Origin of the sequence: Streptomyces sp. MJM8645, assembly GCF_001625365.1 — a bacterium.
Classification (GTDB): Bacteria; Actinomycetota; Actinomycetes; order Streptomycetales; family Streptomycetaceae; genus Kitasatospora.
Genome location: NZ_LJJF01000001.1, coordinates 4,789,494 through 4,810,758, shown reverse-complemented (window position 1 = coordinate 4,810,758; position 21,265 = coordinate 4,789,494). Strand labels below are relative to the sequence as shown.

General features: G+C 73.0%; 15 protein-coding genes and 1 other RNA gene. 3 read left to right on the top strand and 13 right to left on the bottom strand.

Annotated elements, in window-relative coordinates:
- Window positions 1-48: 48 nt before the first annotated feature.
- Complete coding sequence (locus tag A6F73_RS20760) at window positions 49-633, bottom strand: YqgE/AlgH family protein (RefSeq protein ID WP_063349180.1); 585 nt, start codon at window positions 631-633, stop codon at window positions 49-51.
- Window positions 634-932: 299 nt separating this feature from the next.
- Here A6F73_RS20760 and murA point away from each other — a divergent pair, with 299 nt between their 5' ends.
- The gene (gene murA / locus A6F73_RS20755) at window positions 933-2,273 is read left to right on the top strand and encodes a UDP-N-acetylglucosamine 1-carboxyvinyltransferase (RefSeq protein ID WP_063349179.1); all 1,341 of its coding nucleotides are present in this window, start codon (window positions 933-935) and stop codon (window positions 2,271-2,273) included.
- A 105-nt stretch (window positions 2,274-2,378) separates the two neighbouring features.
- Here murA and A6F73_RS20750 read toward each other — a convergent pair whose 3' ends face one another.
- From A6F73_RS20750 to ftsE, 8 genes are all read right to left on the bottom strand, one after another.
- Window positions 2,379-2,660, bottom strand: coding sequence for an HU family DNA-binding protein (locus A6F73_RS20750; protein WP_030059737.1), 282 nt, complete (start codon window positions 2,658-2,660; stop codon window positions 2,379-2,381).
- A 509-nt stretch (window positions 2,661-3,169) separates the two neighbouring features.
- Window positions 3,170-4,642 (bottom strand): NAD-dependent malic enzyme, encoded by a 1,473-nt coding sequence (locus A6F73_RS20745; protein ID WP_063349178.1) that lies wholly within the window; start codon window positions 4,640-4,642, stop codon window positions 3,170-3,172.
- A 323-nt stretch (window positions 4,643-4,965) separates the two neighbouring features.
- The gene (locus A6F73_RS20740) at window positions 4,966-7,269 is read right to left on the bottom strand and encodes a UvrD-helicase domain-containing protein (protein ID WP_063349177.1); all 2,304 of its coding nucleotides are present in this window, start codon (window positions 7,267-7,269) and stop codon (window positions 4,966-4,968) included.
- Between the two features lie 128 nt (window positions 7,270-7,397).
- Window positions 7,398-7,779, bottom strand: a transfer-messenger RNA (tmRNA) gene (ssrA, locus tag A6F73_RS20735).
- 85 nt (window positions 7,780-7,864) lie between these two features.
- Window positions 7,865-8,341, bottom strand: a complete 477-nt coding sequence (gene smpB / locus A6F73_RS20730; protein WP_063349176.1) for an SsrA-binding protein SmpB — start codon at window positions 8,339-8,341, stop codon at window positions 7,865-7,867.
- A 43-nt stretch (window positions 8,342-8,384) separates the two neighbouring features.
- Window positions 8,385-9,521, bottom strand: coding sequence for a S41 family peptidase (locus A6F73_RS20725; protein WP_063349175.1), 1,137 nt, complete (start codon window positions 9,519-9,521; stop codon window positions 8,385-8,387).
- 110 nt (window positions 9,522-9,631) lie between these two features.
- Window positions 9,632-10,543, bottom strand: coding sequence for a permease-like cell division protein FtsX (ftsX, locus tag A6F73_RS20720; RefSeq protein ID WP_063349174.1), 912 nt, complete (start codon window positions 10,541-10,543; stop codon window positions 9,632-9,634).
- Window positions 10,544-10,629: 86 nt separating this feature from the next.
- Window positions 10,630-11,319 carry a cell division ATP-binding protein FtsE gene (ftsE, locus tag A6F73_RS20715; protein WP_063349173.1) on the bottom strand — a complete coding sequence of 230 codons (690 nt, stop codon included), beginning with the start codon at window positions 11,317-11,319 and terminating at the stop codon, window positions 10,630-10,632.
- 349 nt (window positions 11,320-11,668) lie between these two features.
- Between ftsE and A6F73_RS20710 the strand changes: the two genes are divergently transcribed.
- Entirely contained in the window at window positions 11,669-11,863 is a 195-nt protein-coding gene (locus A6F73_RS20710; RefSeq protein ID WP_063349172.1) for a hypothetical protein, read from the top strand.
- A gap of 65 nt (window positions 11,864-11,928) precedes the next feature.
- Here A6F73_RS20710 and prfB read toward each other — a convergent pair whose 3' ends face one another.
- From prfB to A6F73_RS20695, 3 genes are all read right to left on the bottom strand, one after another.
- Window positions 11,929-13,041, bottom strand: coding sequence for a peptide chain release factor 2 (gene prfB / locus A6F73_RS20705; protein WP_063349171.1), 1,113 nt, complete (start codon window positions 13,039-13,041; stop codon window positions 11,929-11,931).
- A gap of 80 nt (window positions 13,042-13,121) precedes the next feature.
- On the bottom strand, window positions 13,122-14,381 hold the full coding sequence (locus A6F73_RS20700; RefSeq protein ID WP_063349170.1) for a serine/threonine-protein kinase: 1,260 nt from the start codon (window positions 14,379-14,381) through the stop codon (window positions 13,122-13,124).
- 228 nt (window positions 14,382-14,609) lie between these two features.
- Complete coding sequence (locus A6F73_RS20695; protein ID WP_063349169.1) at window positions 14,610-16,505, bottom strand: serine/threonine-protein kinase; 1,896 nt, start codon at window positions 16,503-16,505, stop codon at window positions 14,610-14,612.
- 416 nt (window positions 16,506-16,921) lie between these two features.
- Between A6F73_RS20695 and A6F73_RS20690 the strand changes: the two genes are divergently transcribed.
- A complete protein-coding gene (locus tag A6F73_RS20690; protein WP_063351364.1) occupies window positions 16,922-19,783 on the top strand; it encodes an FtsK/SpoIIIE domain-containing protein in 2,862 nt (953 codons plus the stop codon).
- 106 nt (window positions 19,784-19,889) lie between these two features.
- On the opposite strand, the gene A6F73_RS20685 is transcribed toward A6F73_RS20690, so the two are convergent.
- Window positions 19,890-21,104 carry an IS30 family transposase gene (locus A6F73_RS20685; RefSeq protein WP_063346835.1) on the bottom strand — a complete coding sequence of 405 codons (1,215 nt, stop codon included), beginning with the start codon at window positions 21,102-21,104 and terminating at the stop codon, window positions 19,890-19,892.
- Between the last annotated feature and the right edge of the window lie 161 nt (window positions 21,105-21,265).

Genomic DNA, 21,265 nt, shown 5'->3' with positions numbered 1-21,265 from the left:
ATGGGCGCCCCGCGAAACCCGGCCAGTATCGCGACGGCGGCCCGTACGTCAGTTCAGCGTCGGGTCGTCCGGATAGGTCGCGAGCAGCGCCAGCGGGCCGCGCTGGCGGCGCAGCACCGAGCGCCACAGCCGCTCCGGTTCCGGGCTGGAGATGTCCCCCGGCTCGCAGTCCACCAGGTACCAGGCGCCGCTCCCCAGCTCCGTCTCCAGCTGGCCCGGCGACCAGCCGGCGTACCCGGCGAAGATCCGCAGCGCGCCCAGCTCGCCGGCCAGCACCTCGGGCGGCGCCTCCAGGTCCACCAGGCCGATCGCGCCGTGCACCCGCCGCCAGCCGAGCGGCTCGCCGGTGCCCGGCTCCCCCGGCGCCACGGCGAGGCCGAGCGCCGAGTCCAGCGCCACCGGTCCGCCCTGGAACACCACGGCGGGCTGCCCGACCAGCCGCCCCCAGCCGTCCAGGACGCTGCCCACCTCGACCGGCGTCGGCCGGTTGAGGACCACGCCGAGCGCCCCCTCGACGTCGTGGTCGAGGAGCAGCACCACCGCCCGGGCGAAGTTCGGGTCGGTGAGCAGGGGCGTCGCGACGAGCAGACGGCCGGTGTGGGACCGTCCTGCGTGCGAGTGGGCCGCCGTCATGCCCACATGATCCCGCAGAACGGCCGGGGTCGGACACCTCAACGATCGAAACCCCGCCACGCCGGACAAACACCCGAACGGCCCCTCCGGCGGGCGGGAGCGAGCCCGGAGAGAGGACCATCACGGGAGAGGCTCACGGGAACCATCGGCACGCCCACTACCATCTACGGATGGTGGACGCCCTTCTACGGTGCCGACTCGGTTTTGCCGGGGGCCCGAGCGCGCCCGTACCAACCGGTCCACCACCGGCTCTCTACCGGAGCCTTCCCACCCCTCTGGCACCCCGGATTGCGAGAACGATGACCGACGACGTCCTGCTGGTCCACGGCGGAAACCCGCTCGAAGGCGAGATCCGCGTCCGCGGTGCGAAGAACCTGGTGCCCAAGGCCATGGTCGCCGCCCTCCTCGGCCAGGGCCCCAGCAGACTGCGCAACGTCCCGGACATCCGCGACGTCAAGGTGGTCCGCGGCCTGCTCCAGCTGCACGGGGTCACCGTGCGGACCGGCGACGAGGACGGCGAGCTGATCCTCGACCCGTCGCACGTGGAGAGTGCGAACGTCGCCGACATCGACGCGCACGCGGGCTCCTCGCGGATCCCGATCCTGTTCTGCGGCCCGCTGCTGCACCGCCTCGGCCACGCCTTCATCCCGGGCCTGGGCGGCTGCGACATCGGCGGCCGCCCGGTCGACTTCCACTTCGAGGTGCTGCGCCAGTTCGGCGCCACCATCGAGAAGCACCCGCAGGGCACCTACCTGGTCGCCCAGCAGCGCCTGCGCGGCACCAAGATCGAGCTGCCCTACCCCTCGGTCGGCGCGACCGAGCAGGTGCTGCTCACCGCCGTCCTCGCCGAGGGCGTCACCGAGCTGCGCAACGCGGCCATCGAGCCGGAGATCGTCGACCTGATCTGCGTGCTGCAGAAGATGGGCGCGATCATCACCCTGGGCACCGACCGGACCATCCTGATCACCGGCGTCGACGAGCTGGGCGGCTACACCCACCGCGCGCTGCCGGACCGCCTGGAGGCCGCTTCCTGGGCCTGCGCGGCGCTGGCCACCAGGGGCGACATCTACGTCCGCGGCGCCCGCCAGCTGGAGATGATGACCTTCCTGAACACCTTCCGGAAGGTCGGCGGCGCCTTCGAGGTGGAGGACGAGGGCATCCGCTTCTGGCACCCGGGCGGCGAGCTCAAGGCGATCGCCCTGGAGACCGACGTGCACCCGGGCTTCCAGACCGACTGGCAGCAACCGCTGGTCGTCGCCCTGACCCAGGCCACCGGCCTGTCCATCGTCCACGAGACGGTGTACGAGTCGCGGCTCGGCTTCACCGGCGCGCTCAACCAGATGGGTGCGCACATCCAGCTGTACCGCGAGTGCCTGGGCGCCACCCCGTGCCGCTTCGGCGCGCGCAACTTCCTGCACTCGGCGGTCGTCTCCGGCCCGTCCAAGCTGATGGGCGCCGAGCTGGTCATCCCCGACCTGCGCGGCGGCTTCTCGTACCTGATCGCGGCGCTGGCGGCCGAGGGCACCTCGACCGTGCACGGCATCGACCTGATCAACCGCGGCTACGAGAACTTCATGGACAAGCTGCGCGACCTGGGCGCCCACGTCGAGCTGCCGTCCGAGCAGCTGGTCGACGCCTGACCCGCAGGGCCCGTAGGCCTACGGGCCTACGGGCCCGTGGCCCCACGACGAGAGGCCGGGCTCCCCAGACGGGGAGCCCGGCCTCTCGGGCGTTCAAGGGGTGGTTCAGGCGCCCTTGGCGGCTTCCTTCAGCTTGGAGCCCGCGCTCACCTTGGCGCTGTAGCCGGCCGCGATCTGGATCGGCTCACCGGTCTGCGGGTTGCGGGCGGTGCGGGCGGCGCGGTGGGTGCGCTCGAAGGTCAGGAAACCGGGGATGGTGACCTTCTCGTCGCCCTTGGCGACGACCTCGCCGACGATCTCGGCGAAGGCGGCCAGAACGGCGTCGGCGTCCTTGCGGGTCACCTCGGCGCGCTCGGACAGCGCGGCCACCAGCTCACTGCGGTTCATGTGTACTCCTGTGGTCTGTTCGCTTGCGGTGTGCGGGGGCCCATCGGTACTCCCACCGGGGGGCACCCGGATAGGCCGCAGGTCCGCACACTGTGCTCATGCAGGCAATGCGTGGTCGCAGGCCGGGTCCGTACCCGATGCCGCGCGCCGGTGCCGTCGAAGGCCCGTCCGCCTGCCTGGATACGAATCCTGCCCCGACCGGCCCCGAGAAAGCCAATCGGGCCCCGGCCACGACACCCGAACGAACCCCGCCCGTTGGAGGTGTGACGCTCCGTCGGCTCCGGCGGACCGGGCCCGGGCGGCGGTCGGGACGACGCGCCGGAAGACCAGGGGGACGTTCCGTACTTGTCGGACACGCCTGCCCCGTGCAGGGCTACCGTACGCCCTAGGCACGACAAGCCCAAACACGCCCCTCGCCCTTGTGTCGCAAGGGTTCGGGGCGGACTCGGACGGGTAAGGCCGCTATTCGGACATTTGACCGATCAGCGACACGTCGGCCGCCTCGCCGGTCAGAGCTTGACGGTGGGGAAGGAGGAGGCGTCGAGCGTGCCGACGATGCCCGGGGTCGGACGGGCCGGCTCCGTGCTCTCCTGGACGCCCGCCAGCGCCGCCTCGCGCACCGCCGAGGCGACCGTCTTGGCGACGTCCTTGTGGAAGACGCTCGGGATGATGTAGTTGGCGTTCAGCTCGTCGTCGGCGACGGTGGTGGCCAGCGCCCGGGCGGCGGCGATCATCATCTCGGTGTTGACGGTGCGGCTCTGGGCGTCCAGGAGGCCGCGGAAGACACCCGGGAAGACCAGCACGTTGTTGATCTGGTTGGGAAAGTCGCTGCGGCCGGTGGCGACCACGGCGGCGGTCTGCCGGGCGATGGCCGGGTCGACCTCCGGGTCCGGGTTGGCCAGCGCGAAGACGATCGAGTCCTCGGCCATGGTGGCCAGGTCGTCGCCGTCCAGGACGTTCGGGGCCGAGACGCCGATGAAGACGTCGGCGTCCGCCACGGCCTCCTTGAGGCTGCCGGTGCGGCCCGAGCGGTTGGTGTGCTCGGCGATCCAGCGCAGGCTGTCGTTGAGGTCCTCCCGGCCCTGGTGGACCACACCGCGCACGTCCGCCACGGTGGCGTGCTCGACACCGGCCGCCAGCAGCAGCTTGAGGATCGCGGTGCCGGCGGCGCCGGCGCCCGACATCACCACCCGGATGTCGCTGATCTCCTTGCCGACCACCTTCAGCGCGTTGGTGAGGGCGGCCAGCACCACGATCGCGGTGCCGTGCTGGTCGTCGTGGAAGACCGGGATGTCCAGGGCCTCGCGCAGCCGGGCCTCGATCTCGAAGCAGCGCGGCGCGGAGATGTCCTCCAGGTTGATGCCCGCGAAGCCGGGGGCGATCGCCTTGACGATGGCCACGATCTCGTCGGTGTCCTGGGTGTCCAGGCAGATCGGCCAGGCGTCGATCCCGGCGAAGCGCTTGAACAGGGCCGCCTTGCCCTCCATGACCGGCAGCGCGGCGGCCGGGCCGATGTTGCCCAGGCCCAGCACCGCCGAGCCGTCGGTGACCACGGCGACGCTGTTGCGCTTGATGGTGAGGCGGCGGGCGTCCTCGGGGTTCTCGGCGATCGCCATGCAGACCCGGGCGACGCCCGGGGTGTAGATCATGCTGAGGTCGTCACGGTTGCGGATCGGGAGCTTGGACGACATCTCGATCTTGCCGCCGAGGTGCATCAGGAAGGTGCGGTCCGAGACCTTGCCGATCGACACGCCGTCGATCGCCCGCAGCTTCTCGACGATCTCCTCGCCGTGCGCGACCGAGGAGGCCGCCACCGTGACGTCGATCCGCAGCGCCTCCAGGCCGGAGGCGGTGACGTCGAGACCGGTCACCGAACCGCCGGAGGACTCCACGGCCGTGGTGATCGCACTGACGGCGTTGCCCCGGGCCGGGACCTCCAGCCGCACCGTGATCGAGTTGGAGACACTGGGCACCGTCGCCATCGACGCTTCCTTCTTCCGTCCGTGCGGCAGGTTCAACATTTTGTTGAAGGCATCGCCTGCGCATGCTAGACCTCGATCGTCGCACCTTCCAAGGGGTAGCCAGAAATAACGTTCATTGAGTGTGTGGACCCGACAACTTCTTGCCTCTCCGGGCCGATGCGTTACATTGGACGGGACACCGGCTCGATCCAAGCCCCCGGGCCCAACCTTCGTCCCTTCGAGGGACCACTTGCCGCGAGGCGAGCATGGCGGGTCGGTGTCACTAACGTCTGAAGGCCCCTCACCATCCGGTGAGGGGCCTTCTTCGTCCGGCGGACCGGCCGTCAGCCGTGCAGCAGCGCGGGCACGCCGGCCGCGTCCGGCAGGTCGTCCGGACCGGACAGCACGGTCAGCCGCTGGGTCGCCCGGGTGAGCGCCACGTACAGCACCCGCAGGCCGGCCTCCGACTCGCCGGCGATGCCGGTCGGGTCGGCCACCACGGTCGCGTCGTACTCCAGGCCCTTCGCCTCCAGGCTGCCCAGCACCACCGCCCGCTCGCCCAGGCCCTCGGCCCAGCCCGCCGCCTCGGCCCGGCGGTCCATCGGCACCACGATCGCCACGGTGCCGTCCACCTCGCCCAGCAGCCGCTCCAGCTCCGCCCGGGCCGCCGCACCGAAGGCCTCCGGGGCGGGATCCACGACGGCCGCGAAGCGCGGCTCGACGCCGACCCGGCGCACCGCGGTCGGCGACGGGGTGCCCGGCGCGGCCAGCGCCAGCACCTTGGCCGCGACCTCGGCGATCTCGGCCGGGTTGCGGTAGTTGACGGTCAACGTGAAGCGGCGGCGCGGCTTGCCGGACAGCACCTCGTCCAGTGCGGCCTGCGCCTCCTGCGGGAACGGCCAGGAGGACTGCGCCGGGTCGCCGACGATCGTCCAGGTCGCCATCCGGGCCCGGCGGCCGATCATGCGCCACTGCATCGGGGTGAGGTCCTGCGCCTCGTCCACGATCACGTGCGCGTACTCGGTGCGCTCGACGGGGACGCGCTCGCGCTGACGGGAGCTGCGGTCGGCGAAGGTGGTGACCTCCTCCAGCCCGCTCAGCAGGTCCACCGCGTTCACCTCGCGCACCTTCGGCCGGGCCGCCTCGCCGAGCAGCACCTGGAGCTCGTCCACCAGCGCGACGTCGTGCGCGGACAGCGCGCCCTCGCCGTTCGGGGACAGCTGGCGCCAGGACGCCGCCAGCAGCCTCGCCTCGTCCGGGGAGACGGCGCGGCGGGCGATCCGGTTGATGTGCCGGTGCTGCTTGAGCGTGCCGAGCACCCGGCGCGGGGTCACGGCGGGCCACCAGGCGTCCAGGAAGTCCAGGAACGGCGCCTCGTCCGAGACGTACTCGTCGAAGGACTCCTTCTCCTCCTGGCGCTGCTCGCGGGCGTAGTGGTCGGTCGGCTTCGGCAGGTGCCGGGTGAGCTCCTGCCACAGGGCGTCCAGCAGCATCCGGCGGGCGCGCGGGCGCAGCAGGTTCAGCGGGGTGCCGCCGGCGCCGATCACGTTGCCGCGCACGGCCTTGAGCCGGCCCGCGTCCAGCTTGAGCACCTCGCCGCGGGCGACCACCTTCAGCTCCTGCGGCGCGCCCAGCTCCAGCGCGGCCCGAGCCGCCCGGCGCAGCAGCTGCACCATCCGGCCCGAGCCCTTGACCCGGGCCGCCTCCGGACTGTCGTAGGTGCCCGCCTCGATGCCGTCCACCAGCGAGCCGACCGCGCGGATGGCGACCTGCCCCTCCTCACCGAGCGAGGGCAGCACGCCCTCGGTGTAGGAGACCAGCAACGGGGTCGGCGAGACCACCAGGATGCCCCCGGCGTAGCGGCGGCGGTCCTGGTACAGCAGGTACGCGGCGCGGTGCAGGGCGACGGCGGTCTTGCCGGTGCCCGGGCCGCCGGTGACGAGCGTGGCGCCGGCGGCGGCCGCCCGGATCACCTCGTCCTGCTCCTTCTGGATGGAGGAGACGATGTCGCGCATCGAGTGGCTGCGGGCGCGGCCGAGCGAGGCCATCAGTGCGCCGTCGCCGACCACCGCCAGCTCCCGGCCGTTCAGGGTCGGGGTGAGGTCGGGACGCAGCAGGTCGTCCTCGACGCCGATCACCTTGCGCCCCTTGGAGCGGATCACCCGGCGGCGGACCACCCGGCCCGGCTCGACCGGGGTGGCGCGGTAGAACGGCGCGGCGGCGGGCGCCCGCCAGTCGATCACCAGCGGCCCGTACTCGGCGTCCAGCACACCGAGACGGCCGATGTGCAGGGTCTCGGCGACGGCCGGGTCGGCCGGGTCGAGCGGCGTGTCGGAGGGGATGCCGTGTTCCTCCGGGGCGTCCGCCCGCTGGAGGTCGATCCGGCCGAACAGGAAGTCCTCGAACTCGTTGTTCAGGCGCTGGAGGTGGGCGCCGGCCCGGTAGACCTGGGCGTCGCGCTCGGCGAGCGCGCCGGGGGTGCCGACGTGGACCCGCTTGGCGGCGTCCTCCAGGATGTACTCGGCCTCGGCAAGCTTCTCCTCCAGCCGGTGGTAGACGGTGTCGAGGTGCTGCTGCTCACCGGCGATCTCGCGCTCGCGTACGGTCTCGCGGTCGGTGGCGGCGGTGGTGTCCGTGTTGCTCTGCATGGCCTCGGTGGTAGCGGCGGAATCCGGCTCCGGAAAACGAGCGGACGGATGATCCTACGCCCCAACCGGGGTAAACGTGAAGGCCGCCCACCGCAAAGCGGTGGACGGCCTTCACTGTCAACATGGGGTGGTGGAGATGCCGGGAATCGAACCCGGGTCCAGTGGAGTTAATTCAGGGCTTCTCCGAGCGCAGTCCGCTGTGATTTTCTCGGCCCTGGCAGTCACACGGACAAGCCGCCAACAGGCCCAGCTGCTGTTTGATTTCCCATCCACCCTCGCAGCCCGGGCGGACGGTTGAGTTCCCTAGATTATGCCAGGGTCCGGGTCGGGAACTCCCCGGTCTGACACCCAAGCGCTATCGGTGCTTATTAGGCAGCGAGAGCGAACTGCTGGGAATCGCGCTTAGAGTTGGCGATTATTTTTTTGCGACACGTGGTTAACGAGATCATTGCCGCGTTCCTCGGCTCGCTTCCCCTGTTTCAACATCCCCTGTCGAAACCGATCATCCCCATGTTTTGTTGAGAAACAGCCGGACGGTGACCGTCCGTGTTGCTGACGCCATAGTACGCGAGGCGGCGGGTGAGGGTCCAGCGGATTAACCCTGGCGCCGCCGGGCGGCCGCCACCGCGCGGGCCGTCTCGCGGGTGTCCTGCTTCTCGCGCAGCGTCTGCCGCTTGTCGTAGAGCTTCTTGCCGACCGCGAGCGCGAGTTCGAGCTTCACCCGGCCGTCCTTGAAGTACAGCGAGAGCGGGACGAGCGTGTGGCCCGCGTCGCGGACCGTGCTCTCGATCTTGCGGATCTCCAGCCGGTGCAGCAGCAGCTTGCGCTTGCGCCGGGCCGCGTGGTTGGTCCACGTCCCCTGGGTGTACTCGGGGATGAACACGTTGTCGATCCAGGCCTCGTGGTTCTGGATGTAGGCGTAGCCGTCGACCAGGTTGGCCCGCCCCTCGCGCAGTGACTTCACCTCCGTGCCGGTGAGCACGAGGCCGCACTCATAGGTGTCGAGGATCGTGTACTCGTGTCGCGCCTTCTTGTTCTGCGCGATCAGCTTCTGTCCGGTTTCCTTTGCCATAGCGCGGCCATTCTCGCACTTCGGCCGGTTCGGGGCAGCCCCTTTAGGCGCGGGTGCCGAGCCCGGCCAGCACCCGCAGGGCGAGCGCGTCGGCGTCCTCGCCGGCCGCCGCCGGGACGTCCGGGGTCAGGCCGGAGCCCTCCGGGGAGCGGCCGGCCGGGGTGTAGTAGCGGCCGACGGTCAGCTCCAGCACGGCGCCGTCGGCGAGCCGGCTGGGCTGCTGGACGGTGCCCTTGCCGAAGGTCCGGGAGCCCACCACCACGGCGCGGCTGCGGTCCTGGAGCGCGCCGGTGAGCAATTCGGCGGCGCTCATCGTGCCGCCGTCGACCAGCACCACCAGCGGGGTGCGCTGGTCGCCCCCGGGCGGGGCGGTCAACTCCCTGGTCTCGCCGCGCTCCTGGTACGAGCCGACCGGGCCGCCGTCCAGGAAGATCCCGGCGGTGCCGGCGGCCTCCTCGACCAACCCGCCCGAGTTGCCGCGCAGATCGAGCACCACACCGGCGTGCGGGGCGCGCAGAGCGGCGCGCACCTGATCGGTCACGCCGCTGGTGAAGGCCCGCACGGCGATCCGCAGCACGCCCTTCTCCAGCTGCTCGGCGGTGACCTGCCGGCTGTCCAACAGGGCGCGCCGCAGCCGCAGTTCGCGGACCTCGCCGGCACCGCGCCGCACGGCGAGGGTGACCTCGGAGCCCACCCCACGCTCGCCGTCGCGCCCGCGCAGCCGGGCCACCACCTCGGTGACCGGCAGGTGGTCGGCCTGGTCCTGGTCGATCCGCAGCAGCCGGTCGCCGGCCTCGATCCCGGCCGTGGCGGCGGGCCCTGCGGGCGCGACCTGGGAGACCGCGGTGGCGCCGTCCTCGCCGCGGCCGACCGAGAGCCCGACGCCCAGGTAGCGGCCGTCCAGTCCCTGGCTGAACGCGGCGTACTCCTGGGCGCTGTAGTAGGCGCCCCAGCGGTCGCCGTTGGCCCCGAGCAGGTGCTCGGCCTGCTGCTCGGACAGCGCGGTGCCGGCCGGGTCCGCCGGGAGGCCCGGGGCCGCGCCCGCGACCGGGGCGGCGCCGGCGGCCGGGTGCCGTGGCGGGTCGCCCCAGGCGCCGGTGGCGGCCCCGGCGATCAGCACGACACCGAACACCAGGCTGAGGGTGGCCACCTGACGTGCCCTGCGCGGAGTTTCCAGCATGGCACCGGAGTGTAGACACCGTGTCGGGCGCGACGGGCCACAACGGCGGGCGAAACGACGGCGGCCCCGGACGGCGCAGTGCCGTCCGGGGCCGCCGGGGCCGGAGGTGGTCAGACCTTGAGGTACTTGCGCAGGGTGAAGAACGCCGCCACGCCGGCCATGCCCATACCGACCACGATCAGCAGCGGTATCACCGCGAGCACCGAGCCGAGGCCGATGAAGTGGATGAACTGCACCCGGTCGGCCAGCCAGTTCTGGACGAAGAAGTGCCCGCCGACCAGCAGCCCGGAGGCCATGGCCGCGCCGAGCAGCGCGGAGAACGCGGCCTCGGCGATGAACGGCATCTGGACGTAGAAGTTCGAGGCGCCGACCAGGCGCATGATGCCGGTTTCGCGCCGCCTGCTGTACGCCGACACCCGGACGGTGTTGACGATCAGCAGCAGGGCGACGAACAGCATCAGCACCATGATCACGAAGGCCGCCGTCTGGAGGCCGTTGAGCAGGCCGAACAGGTTCTCCAGGATCTTCCGCTGGTCCTCCACCGACTTGACGCCGGGTTTGCCGGCGAAGGCGCTCTGGATGACGTCGTACTTGGTCGGGTCGTTCAGCTTGACCCGCCAGGACTGCGGCATCGCGTCCGGGCCCAGGACGGAGATGAGCGGGTTGTCCGGGTTCATCTCCTTCCAGTGCTTGTACGCCTCGGCGGAGCTCTCGAAGGCCGACGACTGGACCACCGAGTCCATCTTGTCCAACTGGGCCTTGATGTCCTGCACCTGCTGGTCGGTGGCCGCACCCTTGTCGCACTGCGGCGAGTTGCGCGCGTCCGACTTGGTGCAGAAGTAGATGCTCACCTCGACCTTGTCGTACCAGTACCCCTTCATGGAGTTCACCTGGTCGCGGACCAGGAGCGAGGAACCGGCCAGGGCGAGGGAGAGCGCGACACTGACCACGACCGCGATGGTCATCGTCAGGTTGCGGCGGAGACCCACACCGATCTCCGACAGGACGAACTGGGCACGCATGCGGGTAACAACTCCAGGGTCGGTACTGCTGGTCTGGCGACGCGGGCGGACGGCCCTACGGGTTCAGCGCCGGCTGCGCCGGTCGGTCAGTGCTGGTATCCGTAGACGCCGCGGGCCTGGTCGCGGACGAGCAGCCCCTTGTCGAGCTCGATGACGCGCTTGCGCATCTGGTCGACGATGGCCTGGTCGTGGGTGGCCATCAGCACCGTGGTGCCGGTGCGGTTGATGCGGTCGAGCAGCTTCATGATGCCGACCGAGTTCTGCGGGTCGAGGTTGCCGGTGGGCTCGTCCGCGATCAGCAGCATCGGACGGTTCACGAACGCGCGGGCGATCGCCACGCGCTGCTGCTCACCACCGGACAGCTCGCCCGGCATGCGGTCCTCCTTGCCGCCGAGGCCGACCAGCTCCAGCACCTCGGGCACCACCTTGTTGATGGCGCTCTTGGGCTTGCCGATCACTTCGAGGGCGAAGGCGACGTTCTGCGCGACCGTCTTGTTGGGCAGCAGGCGGAAGTCCTGGAAGACGGTGCCCAGCTGGCGGCGCATGTGCGGCACCTTCCAGTTGGACAGCTTGCCGAGGTCCTTGCCCAGCACGTGCACCTCGCCCGTGGAGGGGCGCTCCTCGCGCAGGCACAGGCGCAGGAAGGTGGACTTGCCCGAGCCGGACGAGCCGACCAGGAAGACGAACTCACCCTTCTCGATCTCCAGCGAGACGTTGTCCAGGGCGGGACGGTTCTGCTTGGGATAGGTCTTGGAGACGTTGTCGAATCTGATCACGGCTGCATCACGGAGGCCATCCTAGGCGGCGCCAGTCCTCGGTCGGTCCACCCCGGGCTCCCGGCCCTGGGGCGGGTGGCGGGAGCGGAAAGGGCCGCTCCCGGTCTGGGACCATACGCGAATCGTCGGTCGGCGTGCAGGGCTCGCCCAGGACAGCCGTCGAAATCTGGGGGAGAATGTCTGGTTATGCCCCGAAAATTGGGAGGCATCTCACAGCCCGGGAGCCGGAACGGTCAGAACCTGGCAGAGTGGAGGTGGCGTCCGTGTTCGGGCGCTCCCCCGCACAGGGCAAGAAGAGGAACCAAAGCCCCGTCCGGTGCGTTGGCTGTAGCAGCGAGGAGGAGATCGCATGACCTGCGACCATCTGGTGTGCGCCAACTGCAACGGCCGCGTGAGTGACGGGCGCTGCGCGGTCTGCCGCGCCAACCGGGCCCGGCTGCAGGAGCAGCAGGGTCCGTTCGCGGCGTTCTCCCCCGCGATGCTGCTGGCCCTGCTGGCCGGTCTGCTCGCGGTGGCGCTGATCGCCCGGCAGGCACTGGCCTGAACCCACCGAGGCATACGAAAGGGCCCCCGACCACTGCGGTCGGGGGCCCTTTCGTATGCCTGCGCCTACTGCGCGGCGGTCTCGCGCTGCTTGCGCCAGCGGATGCCGGCCTCGATGAAGCCGTCGATATCGCCGTCCAGCACGCCCTGCGGGTTGCCGACCTCGTACTCCGTCCGGACGTCCTTGACCATCTGGTACGGGTGCAGCACGTAGGAGCGCATCTGGTTGCCCCAGGAGCTGCCGCTGTCCTTGAGCGCGTCCATCGCCGCCCGCTCCTCCTGGCGGCGCCGCTCCAGCAGCTTCGCCTGGAGGACGTTCATCGCGGACGCCTTGTTCTGGATCTGCGAGCGCTCGTTCTGGCAGGAGACCACGACACCGGTCGGGAGGTGCGTGATGCGCACCGCCGAGTCGGTGGTGTTGACGCCCTGGCCGCCGGGGCCGGAGGCGCGGTAGACGTCGATCCGCAGGTCGCCCTCGTCGATGTCGACGTGGTCGGACTGCTCGACGACCGGGAGCACCTCGACACCGGCGAAGGAGGTCTGCCGGCGGCCCTGGTTGTCGAAGGGCGAGATGCGGACCAGGCGGTGGGTGCCCTGCTCGACCGACAGGGTGCCGTAGGCGTACGGCGCCTTGACCGTGAAGGTCGCGGACTTGATGCCGGCCTCTTCGGCGTACGAGGTGTCGTACACCTCGGTGGGGTACCCGTGCCGCTCGGCCCAGCGCAGGTACATGCGCATCAGCTGCTCGGCGAAGTCGGCGGCGTCGACGCCACCGGCCTCGGCGCGGATGTTGATCAGCGCCTCGCGGGCGTCGTACTCGCCGGACAGGAGGGTGCGGACCTCCAGCTCCTCGACCGCCTTCTGGAGGGAGACGAGTTCGGACTCGGCCTCGACCCGGGTGTCCGCGTCGTCCTCGGCCTCGGCCAGCTCGAACAGCACGCCCAGGTCGTCGATGCGGCTGCGCAGGCCCTCGACCTTGCGCAGTTCGCCTTGGAGGAAGGAGAGCCGGCTGGTCACCTTCTGCGCGTTCGCGATGTCGTCCCACAGGTTGGGGGCGCCTGCCGCCTCCTCCAGGACAGCGATGTCGGCCCGGATCTTGTCCAGGTCGAGGACGGCCTCGATCGACCCCATGGTCGTTTCGAGGTTCTTGAGCTCTTCGGAAGGATCGACGGCTGCCACGCCCCCAGGGTAATGGTTCCGGGGGTGGTCATGACGACACCGGGGTCCTCCGGCTCTCGCGGTACCCGCCCGACGGCCCGCTACGGCGCCCGCGGGGCCGTGCCGGACACCGTCGGACGGGCCGGGTGACCGGCGTCCGGGGCGGTGGCCGCGAAGGCCGTCCAGGCCGCGGCGGCGCCCGCCAGCAGCAGGACGGTGGCCAGCAGGACGGCCAGCACCCGGCGGCGGCGCAGCAGCGCCTGCCGGTCCCGGCGGTGCCCGGTGCCCGGGGCGGTGCGCTGGGCACGGGACTCCGCGGCGTACGCGGCCAGCTCGTCCGCGGAGGGGCGGCGCAGGCTGGTGTGGGTGTCCCGGGTGGAGTCGGGGGCGACGCCGGGCACCAACGGGACGGCCGGGCCCCGGCGGCGCTTGTGGATTCCCGGGCCTGCGTCCACCTCGGCGTACACGGCCTCACCGGGGGTCAGTGCCTCCTCCGCCGGGGCGCGGCCCTGGGAGGGGACGGCCAGCACCGGCAGGCCGGCCAGCGAGGGCAGCTGCTCGCGCAGCCGGGCCGCCAGTTCGGCGGCCCGCAGCCGGGAGGCCGGGGCCTTGGCCAGGCACTCGGAGATGATCCGCCACAGCCCGTCCGGCAGGCCGGGGATCGGCGGCACCTGCTCGGTGACGTGCCGGCGCAGCACCGCGCCGGTGTGGCCGCCGCCGAACGGGGTGAACCCGGCCAGCAGCTCGTACAGCACGGTGGCGAGGGCGTAGATGTCGACGGCGGCGCGCGGCTCCAGGCCCTCGATGATCTCCGGGGCGAGGTAGTCGGGGGTGCCGATGATCCGGGTGGCCCGGGTGCGGCGCGGGGCGTCGACCAGGCGGGCCACGCCGAAGTCGGTGAGCTTGGCGCGCGGGGCGCCGCCGGGGCCGGGGGCGGCGGCGAGGTCGAGCAGGACGTTCTCCGGCTTGACGTCGCGGTGGACGATGCCGGCGGCGTGCGCGGCGGCCAGGCCGTCGGCGACGTCCGCGATGACCGAGGCGGCGGTCTGCGGCGGGAGCGCGCCGTCACGCTCCAGCCGGGAGCGCAGGTCGGTGCCCTGGACCAGCTCCATCACCAGGGCGAGGTCGCTGCCGTCCACGACCATGTCACGCACGCCGACCACCCGGGGGTGGTCGAGGCTGGTCAGCGCGGCGCGCTCCTGGACGAAGCGGCCGACCAGCACCTGGTCGGCGGCCAGGTCCTCGCGCAGCAGCTTGACCGCCACCGGGCCGTCGGGCCCCTCACCGAGCCAGACCGTCCCGGCCGAACCCCGGCCGATCACCTGGTGAACGGTGTACCGGCTGCCGATCTTGCGTGCCAATGCTGCTCCGTGGGCGGCGCGGGAGCGCGCCCGGGGGTCCGGTGCGCTCGATGGGGCGGGACAACAGCGACCAACCTACGCGCCCCGGCGCCCCGCGCGGGCCGCCCGAGGGCCCTGGGCGGGCAGTCGCGGGCGAGAAATCTTGCGAATTGTCGACAAAGCGTCAATCCCGCCGCGCGGGCCCGGCCCTGGACCGGGCGGGCCCGCACGGCAGGGCCTGGCCCGGCGTCAGTTCTTCGAGCTGCCGAACAAGGCGTCCGCCCAGTCGCGCACGGTGTTGAACCAGCCCTGGATGTTGTCCCAGTAGTGCGGCAGCGGCGTGAAGTTCCACAGCGCCACCCCGGCCACCACCAGCACCAGCAGCACCACCAGACACCCCTTGAGGCAGCCGAGCCCGGGAATGTACATCCGGTTGCGGCTGCGCGGGCGCCGCTCGCGCGGCGGGGCGGGCTCGCGGCGGTCCTGCTCGCGCGGCTCGTCCCGACGCGGCTCGTCCCGGCGCTGCGGGGGCTCGCGGTGCTGCGGGGGCTCGCGGTGCTGCGGCGATTCGCGGTGCTGCGGCGCCGGCGGCTCGGCCCGGCGCGGGACCGGGGCGGGCGGGGGCGGGTAGCCGCCCTGCGACTGCCCGTACGCGGCCGGGGCCGGCCGGTAGCCGCCGGGCGGCTGCGGGCGTCCACCGGGCCCGGGCTGCGGCGGGCCGCCGTGACCGGACTGCCCGGCCTGGTAGCCCTGACCGCCCTGGTAGGGCGGCGGGGCCACCGGCGGCCGCTGGGCGTACCCGGGCGGCGGCGGGCCCTGGCGCCGCTGGTCCGGGTGGTAGCCGGCCGGCGGCTGCGGCTGGTAGCCGGGGGGGCCGGCCTGGAAGGGCCTCGGGGCGACCTGCGGGTCCTCGAAGTCCTCCGGGCCGAAGTAGCCGACCTGGGTCTGCTGGTTGCGGTCCCGGGCCGCCCGCAGCTGCGTCTGCCACGGGTGCGGCGTCTCCTCCCCCGGAGACCCCGGAACACCCGGAGCGCCCGGCGGGGGCGGGGGCACGACGGTGGGCGGCATCACCTGGGTGCGGTCCGGGGCCCCGAACGGCGGGGCGGGCGGCGGCTGGGTGCCCATCACCTGGGTCGCCCCGGCCGGGTCGTACTGCGGGGCCGCGGGGGCGGCCGGGGCGGCCGGCGACAGGCCGGGGACGCCCGCACCGGCGCTCGGGACGGAGGTCGGGCGCGGGTCCGGCAGCAGCAGCGAGCCGACCGCGAGCGCCTCGTCCACCGCCGACGGGGAGGCGTGCACCCCGACGCCGGCCGCCACCACCCGCAGCGCGCGGGCCAGCGAGGTCGCGGACGGCCGCTGCGCCGGGTCCTTGCGCAGGCAGCGCTCGATCACCGTCCACAGCGGCTCGGGCATGGTGCTGGGCCGCTGCGGCTCCTGCGCCAGGTGGGCGTGGAGGAGCGCGATCGCGCTGTCGCCCTGGAACGGCTGGCGGCCGGTGACCAGCTCGTACAGCATGATCCCGGCGCCGTAGACGTCCACCGCGGAGGTCTGCGGGCGGCCCTCGGCGGACTCCGGCGCGATGTAGGCGGGGGTGCCGACGAACTCGTGGGTGCGGGTGATGCCCGGGGAGTCGGCGAGGCGGGCGATGCCGAAGTCGGTCAGCATCGGGTGCATCTGCTCGGTGCCGTCCAGCACCGTGGAGGCGAGCAGCACGTTGGCCGGCTTGAGGTCGCGGTGGACGATCCCGTCCTCGTGGCTGGCCGCCAGCGCGTCCGCGACCTGGGCCATCAGCAGGGCGCCGGCGATCGGGCTGAACGGGCCGTTGGAGCGCAGGTAGCGGGCCAGGTCGGGGCCGTCGATCAGGTCCATCACCAGGGCCAGCAGCTCGCCCTCGACCACCAGGTCGCGGACCCGGACGATGTTCGGGTGGGTCAGCCGCAGCAGCAGCGAGCGCTCGCGCAGGAAGCGCATCACGACGTCCGGGTCGGACGCCAGTTCCTCGCGCAGCACCTTGATCGCCACCAGCTGCCCGGGCTCGCTGCCGGGCACCTGGACGTCGGGGCGCACCCGGCCGCGCCAGACCGTCCCGGTGGCACCCCGTCCGAGGGTCTCCTCAAGCAGATACTTGCTGCCGACTGGCCGCACCTGTCGCACTCCTCGTCGTGCCGCCCGCGCGGGGCGCTCCTCCGCCGGTGCGGTGAGCCTGCCGGGCCCGTGTCTGCGGCCACTCTAACGGTGTCCGTTCAGGTTTTTGGGGCGACCGGCAGGCCATCCCGGAGGGGTTGGGGGACATCCCCTAGGGGAGTTCCCGGACCGGTTCGGCGGGCCTGCCGACGGGGCCCTCGCCGCACCGGTTGACCTGACCCTCCGTCGCCTCCACCATGGCGATGATCGCAAGATCGTCAAATCCGGTACGGTGCGCGGACTGTCCGTGACGGATGGCAGGATGGACACTCGCCACTCGTGTGGCCCAAAGGGTCGCCGCGGCCGCCCCGCGCGCCCGCGACGACACCGGGCAGCGGTACCAGGCTCCACACCAGCAGAAGGGACCCGCGGGCGAGATGCAGATCCGGCTGACCGTCCTCCGACCGCGCAGCGGCCCGGCCGCCGCCGGCTCCGCCATCCCCTACGTGGACGTGCTGGTCACCGCCCCCGTCGGCACCGCGCTCGGCTCCCTCGCGGGCGCCCTCGCCGGCGCCGTCGGCGTGCGCGGGCCCCGGGCCGCCACCCACGTGCACCTGTACGCCGGGGCGCACCGGGTCGACGAGCACACGCTGCTCGGCCACCCCCCGCTCCTCGACGGGGCCGTCCTCAGCCTCAACGAGCCCGACCCGACCGCCGACGACCCCGACGACACCCCCGCCGCCGCCGAACTTCGCGTGGTCGGCGGCCCGGACGCCGGCGGAGTGCACCGGCTGCACGGCCGGGAGATCCGGATCGGCCGCTCCGGCGAAGCCGACGTCCCGCTCGACGACCCCGACGTCTCCCGGCTGCACCTGGCCCTGCACCTCGCCGACGACGGCAGGATCACCGTCCGCGACCTCGGCTCCACCAACGGCACCACCCTGGACGGTCGGCTCGTCCCGCCCGGAGCCCCCGAGGAAGCCGTCCCGCTGGAAGCCGGCGCCCTGCTGCGCATCGGCGAATCCACCCTGCACGTGGCCACCCCCGACCCGGCCGACGGCACCGGCCGCGCCGCCCTGCCCGACGGCCACGGCCACCTCCAGCTCGCCGCCCCAGGCCCGGTCCGCCCCACCCCGCCGGTGGCCGAACCCCCCGCCGCCCCCGAACCGGCCCCCGGCCGCGGCCGCGGCCTGCTCTCGCTGCGACTCGGCCGCACCGCCGAACCGCCCGGCCAGGAGAGCGCCGAACGCCACCACACCGCCGTACGACTGCGCCAGGCCGCCGCCCAGCGCGAACGGTGGCCGGATCTCGCCACCCTGCTGCTCAACGCCGTCGGCCCCGGCCCCCGGCTCTGGGAGCGCGGCCCCGGCCACCCCGACGCGCTCACCCTGCGCCTGGGCACCGCCGACCGCCCCGGCGGCCCCGGCACCGCACCCGGCACCATGCTGCCCGCCGTCCCCGTCACCCTCGACCTGCAGACCGCCGGCAGCCTCGGCCTCAGCGGCCCGCGCGAACGCCTGGACGCACTCACCCGGGCCGTCGTCGCCCAGCTCGCCGCCCTGCACCCGCCGACCGGCCTGAGCCTGGTCGTCGTCGACGCCGACCAGGCCCGCACCCCCGAAGAACGCGCCGACACCTGGGCCTGGGCCCTCTGGCTGCCCCACCTGCGCCCCGCCGACGGCCAGGACTGCCGGCTGCTGCTCGGCCTCGACGACGAACAGGCCACCGCCCGGCTGACCGAACTCACCGCCCGGCTCAGCGGCCCGGCCGGCCTCGGCGGCCACCCCGCCACCGTCGTCGTGGTGGACGGCCGCCCGACCACCGAGACCGCCCGGCAGGCCGTCGACCTGCTGCTGCGCCAGGGACCGGCCGTCGGCATCTTCCCGGTCTGCCTCGCCGAGCAGCCCGAACTGCTCCCCCGAGGCCTCGGCGCCACCGCCCTGATCACCGGCGAGGTCGGCACCCAGCTCTCCCTCGACCGCCCCGTCGCCCGCGGCCGGGAGACCTTGCACGAGGTCTCCCTGGACGCCGTCTCCGACGCCTGGGCCGAACGGCTCGCCCGCGTGCTCGCCCCGCTGCGCGAGGCTGCCCCGGCCGCCCGCGGCCCGCTGCCCGACGCACTGCGGCTGCTCGACCTGCTCCAGCTCGACACCGTCACCCCGGCCAAGCTGTCCGCCCGCTGGGCGGCGCACGCCGGCGGCATCGGCGCCGCCACCGCGCTGCTCGGCACCACCCGGGACGAGCTCTGCACGCTCGACCTGGCCGACCCCGAACTCGCCCTCCCCTCCCCCGACCCGGGCGGCCCGCACCTGCTCATCGGCGGCGCCCGCGGCTCCGGCAAGACCGAGCTGCTGCGCACCCTGGTCGCCTCGCTCGCCGTCTCGGAACGCCCCGAGCGCCTCACCGTCACCCTCATCGAGGGCCGGTCCACCGAGGACGGCCTGGACGGCTGCACCGAACTGCCGCACGTCACCGGCCTGGTGAACGCCGCCGACGACCCGCGGGCCGCGCTGCTCGCCGCAGAGGCCCTGGAGGACGAACTCGCCCTGCGCGAGCGGCTGTTCGACGGACTGGACTTCGCCTCCTGGCACGCCGCCCGCATCTTGGACGGGCAGAGCCTGGACGCGCAGGGCCTGGCCGGGCAGGGCCTGGCCGGACAGAGCCTCGCCGGACACCCGGCCGTCCCGGTGCCCGCCGTCGTCGGCGCGGCCTCCGCCGCCACCCCGAAGATCATCCACCCGCGCAGCGGTGGCGACGGCCCCCGGCCGGTCACCTCCCCCGCCGCCGCCCCCTGCCCCGCCCGCCTGGTCGTCGTCGTGGACGACTACGACGCCCTCCTCTCCCCCACCTCCCCGGCCGGCCGCCCGCTCGCCCGCGCCCTCGCCGCCGTCGCCCGCCACGGCGGCCCGCTCGGCGTCCACCTCGCGGTCACCACCGGCCACCCGGAGGAGAGCGCCGGCACCGAGGTCGACGAGGCCGCCCTGCTCCGCATCGCGCTGCGCACCGAGGACCCGGCCGACTCCGACCTGCTGATCCACCTCGGCGACGCGGCCGCCCTGCCCGAGGACACCCCCGGCCGCGGCTACCTGCGCCTGCCGGACGGCGGCGTCACCGCCTTCCAGACCGCCCGGATCAGCGGCCGCATCCCGCGCACCGCCACCCTGCGCCCCACCGTCGTCGCGATCGACCCGCTCCAACTCGGCGCCCCACCCGCCCGCCGCCCGGTCCGCGAACTCGGCAACGGCCCCACCGACCTCGCCCTCCTCGCCAGCGCCCTCCAACGCGCGGCCGCCCACTGACCGGCTCGCACCAGCGCGCCGCCCACTTCCCAGGAACCGCGAACACGCCGGCGGCCCCGGCCGGGGGGCGGTTTCTAGGGATCGTCGCAACACGTGGTTGGTTTGATCAGGCCGCGAGTAGTTTATGCAGGCGCTCGGCTGGGGTTTCCCAGCCGAGCGTTTTGCGTGGGCGGCCGTTGAGTTCGGCGGCGACCTCTGCGAGGTGTTGCGGGCCGTGGGTGGTCAGGTCGGTGCCCTTGGGGAAGTACTGCCGCAGGAGCCCGTTGGTGTTCTCGTTGGAGCCGCGCTGCCAGGGGCTGGCGGGGTCGCAGAAGTAGACCGGGACGCCGGTGGCGACGGTGAACGAGCCGTGGGAGGCCATCTCCGCGCCCTGGTCCCAGGTCAGCGACCGGACCAGGTGGCCGGGCAGGGACTGCACGGTGTCCACCAGGGCGTCGCGAACGTGCTCGGCGGCGCGGCCGTGGGGCAGGTGCAGGAGCATCACGTAGCGAGTGGCGCGCTCGACCAGGGTCCCGATGGCGGAGGCGCCGTCCTTTCCGATGATCAGGTCGCCCTCCCAGTGGCCGGGCACTGCCCGGTCTTCGGCCTCGGCCGGGCGTTCGCTGATCATGACCATCGGGGTGGCGAACCTGGGCCTGCGTGCGGCGGCCTGGCGGTGGGGGACGCGGCGCGCGTGGCCGGTGCGCAGGGCGCCGGCCAGCTCGCGGCGGAGCTCCCCGCGGCCTTGGACGTAGAGGGCCTGGTAGACAGTCTCGTGGACCACGTGCATCTCCGGCCGCTCGGGAAAGGTGTCCCGCAGAGCCTGGCAGATCTGCTCCGGACTCCACTTCCTGTCCAGACGGTCCTGGATGAAGTCCCGCAGCTCGGGGTTGCGGCCGATCCTGCCAGGCTTGGGACGGGGCTTTCGGGCATCGGCGCGGGCCTGTGCGGCGTGCGGGCTATAGGCCCCGCTGTCCGGGTGCCGGTTGCGGCGGATCTCCCGGCTGACCGTGGACGGGCTGCGGCCCAGCTCGGCGGCGATCGCGCGGACGGTGGCCTTCTCCCGCAGCCGGTCGGCGATGTGGAGCCGGTCGGCCTCGCTCAGGTAGCGGGACGGAGCGGAAGGCGGCACCACCGCGTTGGCCGGTGGTGCCGCCTTGTTCCTGCCCGACGGGTTGCGGCCGTTGCGCCACCGCTTGCCCGTCCGGTGGTTGATCCCCACACGCCGACACGCTTCGGCGCTACTCAGGCCCTGGTCCATGAGCCGGAAGTATTCCTCCCGCTCACGGACCAGAGGCCTCGTGGTGTGGTTCGCCCGGACCCTGCGGATCTCGAAGTCCATCGCACCCCTTGAACTGGGGTGTTGCAACGACTCCTAGAACCCAAGGGGTCGGCCGGGGCCGCCGAGAGCGGAGCCACGTACGCGCCGCCTCGACCGGACGGAGGTCCTGGCGCCGTGCGCCTTTCCTCGGCCGAGGCGTCGCCGTCGATTCTCAGGAGCAG

What these genes read in the sequence shown, in the direction of transcription:
- A6F73_RS20760 (WP_063349180.1), bottom strand. Translation starts at nt 633, where the DNA reads ATGACGGCGGCCCACTCGCACGCAGGACGGTCCCACACCGGCCGTCTG.
- murA (WP_063349179.1), top strand. Translation starts at nt 933, where the DNA reads ATGACCGACGACGTCCTGCTGGTCCACGGCGGAAACCCGCTCGAAGGC.
- A6F73_RS20750 (WP_030059737.1), bottom strand. Translation starts at nt 2,660, where the DNA reads ATGAACCGCAGTGAGCTGGTGGCCGCGCTGTCCGAGCGCGCCGAGGTG.
- A6F73_RS20745 (WP_063349178.1), bottom strand. Translation starts at nt 4,642, where the DNA reads ATGGCGACGGTGCCCAGTGTCTCCAACTCGATCACGGTGCGGCTGGAG.
- A6F73_RS20740 (WP_063349177.1), bottom strand. Translation starts at nt 7,269, where the DNA reads ATGCAGAGCAACACGGACACCACCGCCGCCACCGACCGCGAGACCGTA.
- smpB (WP_063349176.1), bottom strand. Translation starts at nt 8,341, where the DNA reads ATGGCAAAGGAAACCGGACAGAAGCTGATCGCGCAGAACAAGAAGGCG.
- A6F73_RS20725 (WP_063349175.1), bottom strand. Translation starts at nt 9,521, where the DNA reads ATGCTGGAAACTCCGCGCAGGGCACGTCAGGTGGCCACCCTCAGCCTG.
- ftsX (WP_063349174.1), bottom strand. Translation starts at nt 10,543, where the DNA reads ATGCGTGCCCAGTTCGTCCTGTCGGAGATCGGTGTGGGTCTCCGCCGC.
- A6F73_RS20710 (WP_063349172.1), top strand. Translation starts at nt 11,669, where the DNA reads ATGACCTGCGACCATCTGGTGTGCGCCAACTGCAACGGCCGCGTGAGT.
- A6F73_RS20690 (WP_063351364.1), top strand. Translation starts at nt 16,922, where the DNA reads ATGCAGATCCGGCTGACCGTCCTCCGACCGCGCAGCGGCCCGGCCGCC.
- A6F73_RS20685 (WP_063346835.1), bottom strand. Translation starts at nt 21,104, where the DNA reads ATGGACTTCGAGATCCGCAGGGTCCGGGCGAACCACACCACGAGGCCT.